General features: G+C 71.0%; 16 protein-coding genes. 8 read left to right on the forward strand and 8 right to left on the reverse strand.

Annotated elements, in window-relative coordinates; all coding sequences use genetic code 11:
* The first annotated feature begins 44 nt into the window (after positions 1-44).
* The 3 genes from AAHG03_RS01375 to AAHG03_RS01385 all read left to right on the forward strand — a co-directional run bounded on the left by AAHG03_RS01375 (position 45) and on the right by AAHG03_RS01385 (position 3382).
* Positions 45-203, forward strand: a complete 159-nt coding sequence (locus AAHG03_RS01375; RefSeq protein WP_342148183.1) for a hypothetical protein — start codon at positions 45-47, stop codon at positions 201-203.
* A gap of 333 nt (positions 204-536) precedes the next feature.
* Positions 537-707 (forward strand): hypothetical protein, encoded by a 171-nt coding sequence (locus tag AAHG03_RS01380; protein WP_342148184.1) that lies wholly within the window; start codon positions 537-539, stop codon positions 705-707.
* Positions 708-1264: 557 nt separating this feature from the next.
* Positions 1265-3382: an ABC transporter ATP-binding protein/permease gene (locus tag AAHG03_RS01385; protein ID WP_342148185.1), complete on the forward strand. Its 2118-nt coding sequence runs from the start codon at positions 1265-1267 to the stop codon at positions 3380-3382.
* Between the two features lie 175 nt (positions 3383-3557).
* Here AAHG03_RS01385 and AAHG03_RS01390 read toward each other — a convergent pair whose 3' ends face one another.
* Genes AAHG03_RS01390 through AAHG03_RS01415 form a run of 6 tightly spaced genes read right to left on the reverse strand, consistent with a single transcriptional unit; the run spans position 3558 to position 8179 of the window.
* Positions 3558-4358, reverse strand: a complete 801-nt coding sequence (locus AAHG03_RS01390) for a fructosamine kinase family protein (protein WP_342148186.1) — start codon at positions 4356-4358, stop codon at positions 3558-3560.
* Positions 4355-4819: a low molecular weight protein-tyrosine-phosphatase gene (locus AAHG03_RS01395; RefSeq protein WP_342148187.1), complete on the reverse strand. Its 465-nt coding sequence runs from the start codon at positions 4817-4819 to the stop codon at positions 4355-4357. Before AAHG03_RS01395 ends, AAHG03_RS01390 begins: the two co-directional genes overlap by 4 nt.
* Positions 4820-4834: 15 nt before the next feature.
* The gene (locus AAHG03_RS01400; RefSeq protein WP_342148188.1) at positions 4835-5032 is read right to left on the reverse strand and encodes a DUF2283 domain-containing protein; all 198 of its coding nucleotides are present in this window, start codon (positions 5030-5032) and stop codon (positions 4835-4837) included.
* A 34-nt stretch (positions 5033-5066) separates the two neighbouring features.
* On the reverse strand, positions 5067-5279 hold the full coding sequence (locus AAHG03_RS01405; protein ID WP_342148190.1) for a hypothetical protein: 213 nt from the start codon (positions 5277-5279) through the stop codon (positions 5067-5069).
* Positions 5280-5297: 18 nt separating this feature from the next.
* Complete coding sequence (locus tag AAHG03_RS01410; RefSeq protein WP_342148191.1) at positions 5298-7118, reverse strand: aminopeptidase P family protein; 1821 nt, start codon at positions 7116-7118, stop codon at positions 5298-5300.
* A gap of 59 nt (positions 7119-7177) precedes the next feature.
* Positions 7178-8179 carry a helix-turn-helix transcriptional regulator gene (locus tag AAHG03_RS01415; protein ID WP_342148192.1) on the reverse strand — a complete coding sequence of 334 codons (1002 nt, stop codon included), beginning with the start codon at positions 8177-8179 and terminating at the stop codon, positions 7178-7180.
* A 309-nt stretch (positions 8180-8488) separates the two neighbouring features.
* Here AAHG03_RS01415 and AAHG03_RS01420 point away from each other — a divergent pair, with 309 nt between their 5' ends.
* Positions 8489-9934, forward strand: coding sequence for a methyl-accepting chemotaxis protein (locus AAHG03_RS01420; RefSeq protein ID WP_342148193.1), 1446 nt, complete (start codon positions 8489-8491; stop codon positions 9932-9934).
* A 21-nt stretch (positions 9935-9955) separates the two neighbouring features.
* Here the strand turns inward: AAHG03_RS01420 and AAHG03_RS01425 are convergent, their stop codons facing one another.
* On the reverse strand, positions 9956-10873 hold the full coding sequence (locus AAHG03_RS01425; protein ID WP_342148194.1) for a 50S ribosomal protein L11 methyltransferase: 918 nt from the start codon (positions 10871-10873) through the stop codon (positions 9956-9958).
* A gap of 231 nt (positions 10874-11104) precedes the next feature.
* Here AAHG03_RS01425 and AAHG03_RS01430 point away from each other — a divergent pair, with 231 nt between their 5' ends.
* The 4 genes from AAHG03_RS01430 (at position 11105) to modB (ending at position 13134) form a co-directional block, all read left to right on the forward strand.
* Positions 11105-11305, forward strand: a complete 201-nt coding sequence (locus AAHG03_RS01430) for a hypothetical protein (protein WP_342148195.1) — start codon at positions 11105-11107, stop codon at positions 11303-11305.
* A gap of 59 nt (positions 11306-11364) precedes the next feature.
* Complete coding sequence (locus tag AAHG03_RS01435; RefSeq protein ID WP_342148197.1) at positions 11365-11535, forward strand: hypothetical protein; 171 nt, start codon at positions 11365-11367, stop codon at positions 11533-11535.
* Positions 11536-11630: 95 nt separating this feature from the next.
* Entirely contained in the window at positions 11631-12422 is a 792-nt protein-coding gene (modA, locus tag AAHG03_RS01440; RefSeq protein ID WP_342148198.1) for a molybdate ABC transporter substrate-binding protein, read from the forward strand.
* 10 nt (positions 12423-12432) lie between these two features.
* The gene (modB, locus tag AAHG03_RS01445) at positions 12433-13134 is read left to right on the forward strand and encodes a molybdate ABC transporter permease subunit (RefSeq protein WP_342148200.1); all 702 of its coding nucleotides are present in this window, start codon (positions 12433-12435) and stop codon (positions 13132-13134) included.
* A 170-nt stretch (positions 13135-13304) separates the two neighbouring features.
* Here the strand turns inward: modB and AAHG03_RS01450 are convergent, their stop codons facing one another.
* Positions 13305-13961, reverse strand: coding sequence for a glutathione S-transferase family protein (locus tag AAHG03_RS01450; protein WP_342148201.1), 657 nt, complete (start codon positions 13959-13961; stop codon positions 13305-13307).
* Between the last annotated feature and the right edge of the window lie 46 nt (positions 13962-14007).

A 14007-nucleotide genomic window follows, 5' to 3' on the forward strand; every position in this document is an offset into this window, starting at 1 on the left:
TGCCTTGGGCCAGAACTCAGGCAGGAACAGCGGAGGCCGAAAACATGGCCCAGATCAACAACAACGGCGCGGCGCGCTCGGTCTCGACCCAGGATTTCAACGAGCGCGTCAAGCGCGCCCTGGTCGACAAGCACGATCCCCAGCCGAAGGCGAAGGCGGCCCCGCGCCGCTTCCGCACGGGCGCGCCGAACACGGCAGACTAAGCGGCCCTTCTCCCACCCACACCCTGATCCTGAAGCGGCGACGCGAAGCGTCGCCCTCGAAGGAGGGCTCCAGTTCGCGCGCGATCCCTGGAGCCCTCCTTCGAGGCCCGCTTGCGCGGGCACCTCAGGATGAGGGGGTCGGGTGGGAAAGACCGTTTGAAACCGCCTCGAGGCGCGGGCCTCGTCGAAGCGATCTTCCCACGATACCGCCGCCACGCCGCCCATCGAACCTTGCACTTCCGCGCCATCTGGTATACCAAATACCAATCAGCAAGGCGCGCGGCTCGCAGGCGAGTCGTCCGGGGCGCCGACGCGGCAACGGGAGGACCGGCGATGTCCGACGACGCTCTGGCCTATCTGGTGGAAGCCTTCGGTCACGTCTCCGAGGCCGAGCTGAAGGCCTTCCTCGACGGCGTGCCGGCGCAGCCGCTGCCCGATCTCCACGAGGTCACGATCGCCGCCGCCGTGCTGGCGGACGCGCGCGAGCCGGCCCAGGCGGCCTGAGTAGAGCGGCGCCCTGCGCCGACGCCTCCCCGGCCCGCGGCGTCGGCCAAGGAATGGCCCCGGACCCGCTCCGTCATTGCGAGGCGGAGCCGAAGCAATCCAGCGCTCCGCACTGTCCGGAGAGACCGCGCACGGCGCCATTTCGTCCGCGCGGTCGCGCCCATTCCGAACAAGTCGCGCTCTGGATTGCTTCGGCTCCGCCTCGCAATGATGGTGTGGAGCATCGGCCCAGTGGACCACTGGAGCGCGCTGGAGCCCGGCCACATGCCGCTCGGCATTCTCTTCTCGCGACGATAGCCCCCTTCAACGCGGACTCCGTTTCCCCGCGGGCAGGGCAGTTCGCCCCCCCGGCCCGGCCGGTCCACGGTGTCGCATCCCGGCGCCGCCGCGCCCTGCGCTCCCCCGACATGACCGAAAATTCACGTGACACGGGCGCCCCCGCGCCACGATCTCGCCAAGACGGATAGCCAGGGCCGTCGAATTCGGCGATGTCCCCCGGCGGGACAGTCCCGTGCCTCCCGAGGGCCGGGCCGCCAGAGCGAGAGGGAGACACACGCGTGGCCGCATTGAAGAGCGGGCTCGGCCTACAGGCCGCGCTCACGGCGCTCGTCGCGCTCCTGCTGCTCGCGATGCCGGGCCTGCCCTCGCCGCCGCTCTACGTCTCGCTCGCGGGCTTCGCCATGGCGGGGCTGCTCTACGCCTCGCGCGACATCTCGGCCTACCTGAAGATCTTCGTCTCGGTCTACGGCCTCGGCTACCTGCTGCTGGCGCTCTCGAAGACGCTCGCCGCGATGGGGGCCCTGCCCGGCGTCGTCGCGGCGCTGCTGCCGCCGGACTTCGCCGCCACCGGCGCCGTCGTCTTCGCCGGCATCGTGCTGGCGATCTCCCACTGGCGGCCGATCCGCGACATCACGCTCATCGCCGACCCCTACTTCGCCAACCGCGATGCGCCGACCAAGGAGATCGGCCTGTTCCGCTGGTTCGGCCGCACGGAAGGGCAGATCGGCCGCAATCTGGTGGGCCTGTCGATCTTCGTGAACTTCGCCGACGTGGCGCTGACGCTCGGCTTCAACTTCTTCTACCGCGATATGTACAACTCGCTGCAGGCGCTCGATGCCGCGGCATTCTGGTATCAGATCGTCTGGATCTTCGTGCCGCTGGCGGCGCTGAACATCGTCATCGGCATGTTCGACCTCTACGTCGATTCGGCGCTGCAGGTCCGCTGGCGCACGTGGCTGACGCACAGCCTGTACGAGCGCTGGCTCGGCCAGGGCACGCATTACCGCATCCCCTTCACCGACGAGGAGGCGGACAACCCCGACCAGCGCATCCAGTCGGACGTCAACGCCTTCATCCAGCAGACCGCGGGCCTGTCGATCCGGCTGCTCAGCCAAGCCGCGCAGCTCGTCTCGTTCATCGTCATCCTGTGGACGCTGTCGCGCGACTTCGTGCTGCCCTTCACCGACACGGTGGTGCCGGGCTTCCTCGTCTGGTTGGTGATCGCCTACGCGGTGGTCGGCACGTGGCTCACCCACATCATCGGCAAGCCGCTGATCGGCCTCGATTTCCGCCAGGAGCAGGTGGAGGCGGACTTCCGCTTCGCGCTCGCGCGCAACCGCATCTACTCGGAGCAGATCGCGCTCCTGCGCGGCGAGCGGGCCGAGGCCTCGCGGCTGACGGGGCTGTTCCACGCCATCATCGACAACTACGTCGGCATCATCTACCGGCGCATCAAGCTGATCGCCTTCACCTTCAGCTACCGGCAGGCGAGCACGATCTTCCCGCTCGTCATCGCGGCCCCGTCGTTTTTTGCTAAAAAGATCACGCTGGGGACGCTGCAGCAGACCTCGAACGCGTTCAGCAACGTCCAGAATTCGCTGTCGTTCTTCATCACCGCCTACACCACGCTCGCGGCCTACAAGGCCAACACCATTCGTCTCGGCGCCTTCAAGCGGGCGATGACCAAGGCAGAGGCGCTGGCGGGCGCGGGCTACGGCCTCGCGCAGGGCCACGACCGCTCGGGCGACGTCACCGGCCGCGACCTGACGCTGGCGCTGCCCGATGGCCGCGAGATCGTGCGGGCGCCCGCGCTCACGCTACCCAAGGGCGGCGCGACGCTGCTCACCGGCCCCTCGGGCTCGGGCAAGTCCACGCTGTTCCGGGCGATCGCCGGCATCTGGCCGTTCGGCAAGGGCCGGGTCGACGTGCCCGAGGGCCAGTCCGCGATGGTGCTGCCGCAGCGGCCCTACATCCCGCTCGGCACCTTGCGCGGCGCGGTGGTCTATCCCGACACCACCGACCAGCATTCCGACGCGGCGATCCGCGACGCGCTGATCGCGGCGCAGTTGCCCGCGCTCGCCGACCGCCTCGACGAGATCGACACCTGGGACCGGCGCCTGTCGGGCGGCGAGCAGCAGCGGCTCGCCATCGCCCGCGCGATCCTGGCCAAGCCCGACTGGCTGTTCCTCGACGAATCCACCGCCGCCCTCGACGAGGCGAGCGAGGCCGGGATCTACAGAACGTTGCGCGAAAAGCTGCCCGGCACGACGATCGTCTCCATCGGCCACCGCTCGACCCTGCACGGGCACCACGACCGCCGCATCGAGATGGTGCCGACGGGCGAGGGCCGGTTCGAGCCGCGGGCCGGCGCGCCGCTGGCGGCCCCGGCGGAGTAGGATTTTTGGGAGAGGGCGACCCAGCCTCCTCCCACCCATCCCCCTCATCCTGAGGTGCCGCGTCAGCGGCCTCGAAGGAGGGCTCCAGGAATCGCTGAGACTTCTGGAGCCCTCCTTCGAGGCCTCTGCTTCGCTCCGGCACCTCAGGATGAGGGCGTGGGTGGGGGACGCGTCGTCAGACGCCCGCCGCCTGCAAAAGCCCCTCGACCATCCCGCGATACCCGGCCCCGAACAGCCGGAGATGCACCAAAGCCGGCCAGAGCTGGTAGAGCGCGATCCGCTCCGCCGCGCCCGGCTCCGGCGCCCCGTAGGCCTCGCGAAAGCCGGGGCCGGGGCGGCCGAACAGGGCCAGCATGGCGCAATCGACCTCGCCATGGCCGTGATAGCAGGCCGGATCGATCAGCCCCGTGACGCAGCGGCCGTCGGACAGCACGTTGCCGCCCCACAGGTCGCCGTGGAGCAGGGCCGGACGCGGCCGGGCCGGCAGACGGTTGCCGAGGTCGGCGGCCAGCGTTTCGAGGCGGCGCATCAGCGGGCCCGGCAGGTGGTCCGCATGGCAGAGCAGACGCCGCTCGCCCCAGAAGGCCGGCCAGTCGTCGCTCCAGGCGTTGGCGATGGTCACCGGCCCGAAGGCGTAGTCGGCGTCCCAGCCGTAGCGCTCGCCCGACACCGCATGCAGGCGGGCCACCGCGCGCCCGAGTTCGGCCGGCGCGGGCGCACCCGCGTCGGGCAGGCGCTCCAGCACGAGGACCGTGTCGTCCACGGCGAGCACCGCCGGGGCCGGGGCGCCGCTCGCCCGGATCGCCGCCAGCATCGCGGCCTCGACCCGCGGGGCCGGGCCCGACTTCGCCACGGCCTCGCGCCCGTCGGCGAGGCGGATCAGGACGCATTCCGAGAGATCGCCGCCGGGCAGCGTCCGGCTCTGCGCCAACGCTCCGCCGAGCAGGGCAGCGGCGCGGCTGGCGACGGCGCTCACGATCCTTCCGCGATCCGGCGCACGAGTGCGCGGGCGCCGCTCGTGACATCGGCCCAGGTGGTCTCGAATCCCTCCGGCCCGCCGTAATACGGGTCGGCCACCGGCTCGCCTGCCCGGCCCGGCACGTGGTCGAGGAGCAGGCTCAATTCTGCCCGCGCCCCCTCCGGCCGCAGCACCCGCAGGCGCGACAGGTTGGCGTGGTCGAGCGCCACGACATGGTCGAACGCCGCGAAATCCTCACGCGCCACCTGCCGCCCGCGATAGCCCGCAATGTCGAGGCCGTGGGCGCGGGCCACCGCGACGGCGCGCGGGTCCGGCGGCTCGCCGACATGCCAGTCCCCGGTCCCGGCGGAATCCACCGTCACGTCGAGCCCGGCCCGCTCGGCCTCCCGCCGGAACGCGGCCTCGGCCAGCGGCGAGCGACAGATGTTGCCGAGGCAGACGAAGAGAACGGCGGTCATGGGCGGCGGGGTCTGTCAGGCGGCGGTAAGGTGCGCGAGGTCCGCATCGCTCGCCAGATGCTCGCTGGCGTCGAGGATCTCGACGGCGACGATGCGGCCGTCCGCGTCGAAGTCGAGGACGATACCGGGCCGCACCTCCTCGCTCTCGACCGCCGGTACGTCAGCGAAGCGGATATAGAGCGCATCCGTCTGGGCGTCGTAGCGGCTCTTCACCCCTGCCTCCTGCGGCCTCGGTCAAGGAACATCATCACGACGCGGGCGCCGTCAGACGACGGCACGTATACCACGCGCAGCACCCGCCCGTCGCGCTCGGGCACGGCGCGGTAGGCCCGCAGGCGGTCCGGATGTTCGGGTCGGGCTCGATGCTGTCCGGTGCCGCGAGCGTGCGCTCGACCCAGTCCGGCTCGATGGCGCGATCCACCAGCGTATCGAGGGCGTGCGGGCCGTAGACGATCTTCATCGGCGTCGCGCCGATCGTCTATCCGGCGGCCAGCGGTCGCGTCGCCGCCGCCAGCCAGTCCCGCGCCTCCCCGTCGAGGTCCGGCGACAGGCTGTCGCGCACCCGCGCGTGGTAGGCATCGACCCAGGCCGTGTCCGCCGCGCCGAGCAGGCCCGCATCGATCAGGTGCCGGTCGAGGGGGGCGAGCGTCAGCGTCTCGAAGCCGAGCATGGTTCGCTCGCCGCCTTGAACCGCCCGCTCCTCCACGAGGACGAGGTTCTCGATGCGGATGCCGTAGGCGCCCGGCTTGTAATAGCCCGGCTCGTTCGAGAGGATCATGCCGGGCTTCAAGGCCACCGTGCCGGTCTTGGCGATGCGCTGCGGCCCCTCGTGGACCGAGAGGAAGGCGCCGACGCCGTGGCCGGTGCCGTGATCGTAGTCGAGCCCGGCCTCCCACAGGCTGAGGCGCGCCAGCGCGTCGATCTGCGCCCCCGTCGTCCCCTCGGGGAAGACCGCGCGGGCGATGGCGATGTGGCCCTTGAGCACGCGGGTGAAGCGTTCCCGCATCTCGCCCGTGGGCGCGCCCACCGCGACGGTGCGGGTGATGTCGGTGGTGCCGTCGGCGTATTGCGCGCCGGAATCGATCAGGAACAGCTCGCCCGCTCGCGAGGCGCGGTCGGTGGCACGGGTGACGCGGTAATGCACGATGGCCCCGTTCGGCCCCGAACCCGAGATCGTCGGGAACGACACGTCGCGCAACTCGCCGGTCGCGGCGCGAAAATCCTCCAGCGCCTCCACCGCCGCGATCTCGCTCACCGGCCCGGTCCGTTCGAGCCAGGCGAGGAAGCGCGTCACGGCGAGTCCGTCGCGGTGGTGGGCGGCGCGGGTGCCCGCGATCTCGGCGGCGTTCTTGACCGCCTTCATGGCGGTGACCGGATCGGGCCCGACATCGGCCACGCCGCCGCCCGCCTCGACCAGGGTGCGCAGGGCCGCAGCGCCGGTCGCCGCGTCGAGCCGCAGCCGCGCGGCCCCGGCACACAGGGCCGCCAGCGCCTCGGGGAAGGCGGCGCGCGGATGCAGGTCGGCGAGCGGGCTCAGCGCTTCGCGCAAAGTCGGATCGATGTCGGGCGAGCCGAGATAGAGCGCGGCCCGGCCCTCGCGCGGGACGAGGGCGTAGCCGAGCGCCAGCGGCGTGTGGCCGAGATCGGCCCCGCGCAGGTTGAAGCCCCAAGCGAGGTTGTGCGGATCGGAGACCACGAGCCCGTCGAGCCCGCCCTCACCGAGCGCCGCGCGGATGCGGGCGAGTTTGTCCGAGGCCGACTCGCCGGCCAGAGCCTCGGGATGGGCCGCGACCCGGCCCGCGGGCGGGCGCGGGCGCCCGGCCCACACCACATCGACGAGATTCCGTTCGACCGCGCGTAGGCTCGCCCCGGCCTTGGCGGCGGCCCGCTCCAACCGCGCCACCCCGTCCGGCGTGTGCAGCCACGGATCGTAGGCGAGCGTCTGGCCGGCCTTCAGATGCGCACCGAGCCACGCCTCCGGGGTGGTCTCGGCGACCGGCACCACGGTCATGGCGGCGGTGTCGACCTGGGCCGGCGCCTGCACGGTGTAGCGCCCATCGACGAACAGCGCGGCAGCGTCCTGCAGCACGATGGCCGTGCCGGCCGAGCCGGTGAAGCCGGTGAGCCAGGCCAGCCGCTCGGCATTGGCCGGCACGTATTCCGACTGATGCTCGTCGGCCCGCGGCACCACGAACCCCTCGGCCCCGACCTCGCGCAGCGCCGCCCGCAGGGCCTCGATCCGCTCGGGGCCCTTGGCGTGGCTCGGATCGTCGAAGGTCTGGAAGCGGGCGCGGGTCATGGGCGAAGGGTTACGCCGCGGGCGGGGCGGGGACAATGGCGGGTGCCGCCGCAAGCCCCTCAGCGGACCGGTGCGGATTTCCGGCGCGTCTCGGACGGCGTGCAGCCATAGGCCCGGCGATAGCGCTGCCCGAAATCGCTCATGTGGACGAAGCCCCAGTGGCGGGCGATCCGGGCGATCGGCCACGCGGCCTTGGGACCGGCGATCAGGTCCCGGTGGACGCATTCCAGGCGCCGATCGACGATGAACTGGACCGGGGTGCGCCCGATCTCTTTCTTGAACTTGTCCTGCAGCGACCGGACGCTGATCGAGGCGGCAGCGGCGATGTCGGACAGGGCGATGGTCTTCGACAGGTTCTCCTCGATGTAGTCGATCGCGATTCCGAGCCGCCGGGACGGCACGTCGGCGCCGGCCGGCTGCCTCGCAGGGACCGCCTTCGGCCAGGACGACAGGAGTTGATAGCTCATGACTTCCCGGATCAGCGGATAGAGCAGATCGACCGGGCGATCCTGGTCCCGGGTCCAGCTCCGGACCCGCTGGACCGTGTGGAACAGGGCACTCATGCCCGGCAGCGTCGTGTCGGCGACCGGCGCGAAGGTCGGAAGCCCCGGATCGTCCCGGCCCGTCAGGGCGTGATTGGCCGCCGTAAGGGTCTCGACCGCGATCGTCGCGCTCACGGCATCGACCCCATCCGAGGCGCGCACCTCGGCGATGCTCTCGAAATCGACGAGCGTGGCGTGGGCCGGCGATCCGAGGATGTCCGCGCGCCGGCCGGAATAGGTGAAGTGGCCGCTCACCACGAAGCGGATCGTCACGAGGTCGGCGGAGAACTTCGGCTTCGTCACGAAGCCGCTGCGGGACGATGTCCTCCAGAAACTGAAGTGCTCGCTTTGGCTGCCGGATATCTCCACCCATGGATCGACCGAGCGCATGACATCGATATCGACCGCGATCCCACCGCGCTCGTTGAACCGCCGCAACTGCTCGATCGAATGGATCGCGGTCGAGAGATGCGCCTGAGGCCACCAAACGTCCGGCCGGGTCCGAATCGGGCTCGTCATCGTGCGGGGCGAGCGGCATAGCGAAGCATGGGTCGCTCGGCAGGATTTCGAATCTCTTCAGTCCCCTGTAGTCCGGCCGGATAGTTTCCCGCAACCGCGGAAGCCCGTTTGCGCATTATTTTCATCGCAATATCATGATCGCGCATATTATATAATTATCGCGCAAGACTGGCGATTAACCATGCTTTAAGCAGATATACATAAGTTAAGTCCCGTTCTTGCCGGCGCGCAGCCCGTCGAATGTCTTGCGCGCCGGGTTCGGTCGGAGGTTTCGCGGTGTTCGGCTTTCACTTTCTCAATGCGATCGGGATGTCTGCGGCCTTGGACCAGTCGCACGCGATGGCCGAGTTCAGCCCGGACGGGACCTTCCTGTCGGCCAACGCCAACTTCTCGAGTCTCCTCGGATACGAAGCGGCCGAGCTTCGGGGGCGACATCACCGCCTGCTCGTCGAACCGTCCCGGCGCGAGTCCGAGTTCGAGCGCGCCTTCTGGGACGCCCTCGGCCGCGGCGTCGGCCGGACCGGCGCGTTCAAGCGGATCGCCAAGGACGGGCGCGAGGTCTGGCTTCAGGCGAGCTATCTCGGCCTCGGGGGACGCCCGGGTCGCGTCGGCAGAATCGTCATGCTGGCCACCGACGTGACCGCGCAGAGAGCGCCGAAAGGCGACTTCGACGGCGAGATCGCCGCCTTGCACCGCTCGCACGCGGTGATCGTCTTCACGCCCGACGGCACGATCGTCGAGGCCAACCCCAATTTCCTCACCCTGATGGGCTACAGCCTGGAGGACATAAGGGGCCGCCATCACAGCCTGTTCGTCGATCACTCCGAGCACGAGAGCCCCGACTACCGTGCCTTCTGGACGGCGCTGGCCGGCGGCACACATCAATCGGCCGAATACCGCCGCATCGCCAGCGGTGGACGGGCCGTCTACATCCACGGAACCTACAACCCCGTCCTCGACGCCGATGGCCGGGTGACCAAGGTGGTCAAGTTCGCCACGGACGTCACGGCGCAGGTGAGCGAGCGGCAGCGGCGAGCCGAGGCGCAGCGGCGGATCGGCACCGATCTCGACGCGATCGGGCAGGCCGTCGAGGACGTCGCCCAGCAGGCGGCGCAGGCCGCCGGCACAGTCGCCCGCGTGGCCGGCGACATCCAGACCGTGGCGGCCGGCTCGGAGGAATTGTCGGCCTCGGTCGGTGAGATCGGTCAGCAAGTCGATGCCGCCGCCCGGATGGCGCGCGAGGCGGTCGAGCAATCCCGGCACGCCGGCGACATCATCGCGAGCCTGAGCAGCCGCGCGGCGCAGATCGGCGATGTCGTCTCGATGATCCAGACCATCGCGGCGCAGACCAATCTCCTCGCTCTCAACGCGACGATCGAGGCGGCGCGGGCGGGGCTGGCCGGCAAGGGGTTCGCGGTGGTCGCCGCGGAGGTCAAAGCGCTCGCCGAGCAGACCGCGCGGGCCACGACGCAAATCCGGGATCAGATCGCCACGACCCAGACCGCCACGCACGAGGCCGTGACCGCGATCGGCTCGATCCAGGCAACGATCCGCTCTCTCGACGCGGTATCGGCCGCCATCGCGGCGGCGGTGGAGGAGCAGTCGGTGGTCACGCGCGAGATGTCCGGCAGCATGCAGGCGGCCTCGCGCGGGGCGGCCAGCATCGCGGCTGGCGTCGATACGATCGCGCAGGCGAGCACGCGGGTCGACGACGCGACGCGGCAGGTGCGGGAGGCCGCACGGGCGGTCGCCTGACGCCTCCAGCGCAGCAGATGTCTATCGCGGTCGCGCCGCCGCCCCGCCCCGGCGGAGCACCAGGGTGGCCCAGCCCTCGATCAGGCCGGAGCGGGCGAGGTGGAAGCCGCGGTGGCGGTAGGTCGAGAGAACGCCGGGCACGTCGCGCTCGATCAGGCCCGACAGGATCAGCACGCCGTCGTCGGCCACCACCGCGGTGAGGGTGGGGGCGAGGCGCTTGAGCGGGCGGGCCAGGATGTTGGCGAACACCACGTCGAAGCCGCGGGGGCGGTTGGCCGAAGCGTGGCGCACGCCCGGCCCCTGATAGAGCCGCATCAGGGGGCCGAGGCCGTTGAGGCGGGCGTTCTGGCGGGCGGTCAGGACGGCTTCCGGGTCGAGGTCGCCCGCGACCACGGGGGTGTGAAGCGCGCGGGCGGCGGCGAACCCCAGGATGCCGGTGCCGGTGCCGACATCGAGCACGCGGGCCGGGCGGCGGCGCTTCAGTTCGGCCACCAGCGCCCGCAGGCAGCCGAGCGTGGTGCCGTGATGCCCCGTGCCGAAGGCCAGCGCCGCCTCGATCTCAATGGCGAGGTCGTTGGCGCGCACGTGCTCCCGGTCGTGCGAGCCGTGGACGAGGAAGCGCCCGGCCCGCACGGGCTTGAGGCCTTCGAGGGAGGCCCGCACCCAGTCCTGCTGGTCGATGGTCTCGAACGAGGCCGCGTCCGCCTGATCGCCCACGAGCGGGCGGATCAGGTCGCGGATCATCTCCGCGTCGGGTTCCTCGGAGAAATAGGCTTCGAGGCGCCACGCCCCGGTCTCCTCGACCTCGAAGGCAGCCACCGCCGTCTCCATGGGATCGAACATCTCGCCCAGCAGTTCCGTCATAGCGCGCGCGGACGGTTCGTCCGTGATCAGGCGCAGGACGTGCGTGGGACGGTGCGGCGGCAGGCCTTCGAGCATGGAGCGCCCTCTACCATCCGCCGACCCGTCCGGCCACGGGCTTTTCGGAGCGGCGCGCGATCGATCTTCCGGGAGGGATGTCGCGAGGGCGCAACACGCAAGCCCTAACACGCCTAATCCGCAGGCAATGTGTTTAATTCGTAGACGAAAATCGCGGAACCGCTTCGGAAAAGTCAGCGTTCACTCCCGCACCTTGTTCCCGATCCCAGGCGCCCTCGAGTTCCGGTCGTCATGACACCCAAGCCCGTCCACCGCCGTCCGCCCGTCGTCGTCAAGCAGGAGCCGCGCTCCGCCCGCCGCCGCGCCCAGCGGGCGCCGCTGCTCGATGCGGGCGCCCTGGAGGCGCCGCTGCCGGGGCCGCTGCTCGTGCTGCTGAGCCGCCTCCACCGCGCCGAGGCGCGGCCGGGCAAGGAGACGACGCCGCAGGGCTGAGGAACCCGTGAGCGCCGGCCGTCTTGTCGGCGGGACGAATGTTTCGAGAGGACGAGTCGATGGCCGTTGTGTCGCGTGAGATCTACGACGAGGGCCGGGCCGCCAAGGCACAGGGCCAGCCCGATTCCGCCAACCCCTACGAGGCCGGCTCGCAGCAGAGCCTGGACTGGCTCGAAGGTTTCACCGCGGGCGAGCCGGAGCCGTCGGCGACGGGGCCCAGCAACAGCTGAGGCTTAAGAGGAACGGCGCCGCCCCTGGCAGCGTCGTTCCCGCTCGGCTATAACGCCTCCGGGCCGCCGCGACGGCGGCACCGGAGGCTTTTTTCATGCCCGCATCCCGCCGCGTCTGGATCGCCGGACTGCTCCTCGCCCTGACCGCGGGGAGCCTCGGGCCGGCCCGCGCCGAGGCGCCGGTCACGGTCTTCGCCGCCGCGAGCCTGAAGAACGCGCTCGACGAGGCGAGCGCGGCCTGGACCAAGGCGACCGCCAGGACCACACGCATCTCCTATGCGGGCTCGAACGCGCTGGCTAAGCAGATCGAGGCGGGTGCCCCCGCCGACCTGTTCGTCTCCGCCGACCTCGCCTGGATGGATTACGCGGAGAAGAACGGCACGATCCGCCCGGACACCCGCGTCAACCTCCTGCGCAACGCCATCGTGCTGGTGGCCCCGAAGGGCGCATCGCCAAAAATCGCGCTGGAGCCGGGCGTCGATCTCGCCAAGGCGCTGGCCGGCGGGCGGCTCGCCATGGGCAACGTCGAGGCGGTGCCGGCCGGCAAGTACGGCAAGGCGGCGCTGGAAAAGCTCGGCGCCTGGGACGGTGTGAAGGGGCAGGTGGCGCAGGCCGAGAACGTGCGCGCCGCCCTGCTCCTCGTCACCCGCGGCGAGGCGCCCCTCGGCATCGTCTACGCTACGGATGCGGCGAGCGAGCCCGGCGTCGAAGTGGTGGCGACCTTCCCCGAGGGCAGCCACCCGCCGATCGTCTACCCGGCGGCGCTGGTCAAGGATTCGCGCAACGCCGAGGCCGCCGCCTTCCTGGCCTATCTGCGCAGCCCCGCCGCCCGGCCGTTCTTCGAGCGCCAGGGCTTCGTGGTGATCGGGGCGGAGAAGCGCTCCTGAGCCCGCTTCCGTGCTGAGCGGGCTCGGCCTCACCCCGGACGAGGTGACGGCGCTGCTGCTGTCGGTGAAGGTCGCGAGCGTCGCGACCCTGTGCAGCTTGGCCCCCGGCCTCACCGTCGCTTGGCTGCTCGCGCGAAAGCGCTTCCCCGGCCACGCGCTGCTCGACGGGCTGGTGCATCTGCCGCTCATCCTGCCGCCGGTAGTGACGGGCTATCTGCTGCTCCTCGGCTTCGGCCGCCGCGGCGTGTTCGGCGGCTGGCTCGCCGAGATCGGGATCGTGTTCTCGTTCCGCTGGACCGGGGCGGCGCTCGCCTGCGCGGTGATGGGGTTTCCGCTGATGGTACGGGCGATGCGGCTGTCGATCGAGGCGGTCGATCGCAAGCTGGAACAGGCAGCCGAGACGCTGGGTGCGGCCCCGCCGCTGGTGTTCCTGCTCGTGACGCTGCCGCTGAGCCTGCCCGGTTGCCTCGCGGGCGCCGTGCTGGCGTTCGCCAAGGCGATGGGCGAGTTCGGCGCGACCATCACCTTCGTCTCCAACATCCCCGGCGAGACCCAGACCCTGCCCTCGGCGATCTACACGCTCACCCAGGTGCCGGGCGGGGAGGGGGCGGCGCTCCGGCTGACGCTGGTGTCGGTGGCGGTCTCGATGCTGGCGCTCGTCGCCTCCGAGGTGCTGGCCCGGCGCATGCGGCGGCGGCTGGGGGCGGGGTGATGCGGAGCGCTTCGTTCGATCGGGCGGCCGGGCGCCACCGGGCCTCTCCTCCCCCTTGCGGGGAGGAGCCGGAGGTGGGGGTCGAGCAGAAGGCACCGCGCCGGTTCCTCCTGAACCACCCCCACCCCTACCCCTACCCCTCCCCGCAAGGGGGAGGGGAGTGCGCGGCCTCACGCGTAGGCGTAGGCGCCGCCCCGCTCCAGCGCGCGCTGATAGGCCGGCCGGGCGTGGATGCGGGCGAGCCAGTCCGTCACCTTCGGCCCCGCACCGGTCCCGCGGGCGGCGAACGCTTCGAGGGGGAAGCTCATCATGATGTCGGCGGCGGTGAAGGCCTCGCCGCAGAAGAACGGGCGCTCGGCCAGTTCCGCCTCCCAGTAGGCGGCGTGGCGTCGCAATTCCGGATCGACGAACCCGCCGGTGACTTTTCCCGCGATCGCCCGCACGAGCGGCCGCAGCAGGGCGGGGCTGCCGGGGGCCAACCGCGAAAAGACGAGCTTGAGCAGCAGCGGCGGCATCGCCGAGCCCTCGGCGTAGTGCAGGAAGTAGGTGTAGCGTGCCTGCTCCGTGCTGCCGGCCGGCGGCACCAGGGCGCCGCCCGCGCGCGCCGTCAGGAACTCGACGATGGCGCCGGTCTCGGCCACCACCCGGCCGTCCGCCTCGATCACCGGCGACTTGCCGAGCGGATGCACCGCGCGCAATTCCTTCGGCGCCAGCATCGTGGCAGGATCGCGCGCGTAGCGCTTCACCGTGTAGGCGAGCCCGAGTTCTTCGAGCAACCACAGCACCCGCTGCGAGCGGCTGTTCTCCAGATGGTGGACGGTGATCATCGGCGCTCCCGGCTTGTCGCGGACAACGCGGCAGGCGTGTTTCGGA

The sequence above is a fragment of the Methylorubrum subtropicum genome (assembly GCF_038442325.1).
Lineage (GTDB): Bacteria > Pseudomonadota > Alphaproteobacteria > Rhizobiales > Beijerinckiaceae > Methylobacterium > Methylobacterium subtropicum.

Coding starts and splice junctions, on each gene's coding strand:
- AAHG03_RS01375 (WP_342148183.1), top strand. CDS start 45: ATGGCCCAGATCAACAACAACGGCGCGGCGCGCTCGGTCTCGACCCAG.
- AAHG03_RS01380 (WP_342148184.1), top strand. CDS start 537: ATGTCCGACGACGCTCTGGCCTATCTGGTGGAAGCCTTCGGTCACGTC.
- AAHG03_RS01395 (WP_342148187.1), bottom strand. CDS start 4,819: ATGACCGCCGTTCTCTTCGTCTGCCTCGGCAACATCTGTCGCTCGCCG.
- AAHG03_RS01405 (WP_342148190.1), bottom strand. CDS start 5,279: ATGAAGATCGTCTACGGCCCGCACGCCCTCGATACGCTGGTGGATCGC.
- AAHG03_RS01410 (WP_342148191.1), bottom strand. CDS start 7,118: ATGACCCGCGCCCGCTTCCAGACCTTCGACGATCCGAGCCACGCCAAG.
- AAHG03_RS01415 (WP_342148192.1), bottom strand. CDS start 8,179: ATGACGAGCCCGATTCGGACCCGGCCGGACGTTTGGTGGCCTCAGGCG.
- AAHG03_RS01420 (WP_342148193.1), top strand. CDS start 8,489: ATGTCTGCGGCCTTGGACCAGTCGCACGCGATGGCCGAGTTCAGCCCG.
- AAHG03_RS01425 (WP_342148194.1), bottom strand. CDS start 10,873: ATGCTCGAAGGCCTGCCGCCGCACCGTCCCACGCACGTCCTGCGCCTG.
- AAHG03_RS01430 (WP_342148195.1), top strand. CDS start 11,105: ATGACACCCAAGCCCGTCCACCGCCGTCCGCCCGTCGTCGTCAAGCAG.
- AAHG03_RS01435 (WP_342148197.1), top strand. CDS start 11,365: ATGGCCGTTGTGTCGCGTGAGATCTACGACGAGGGCCGGGCCGCCAAG.
- modA (WP_342148198.1), top strand. CDS start 11,631: ATGCCCGCATCCCGCCGCGTCTGGATCGCCGGACTGCTCCTCGCCCTG.
- AAHG03_RS01450 (WP_342148201.1), bottom strand. CDS start 13,961: ATGATCACCGTCCACCATCTGGAGAACAGCCGCTCGCAGCGGGTGCTG.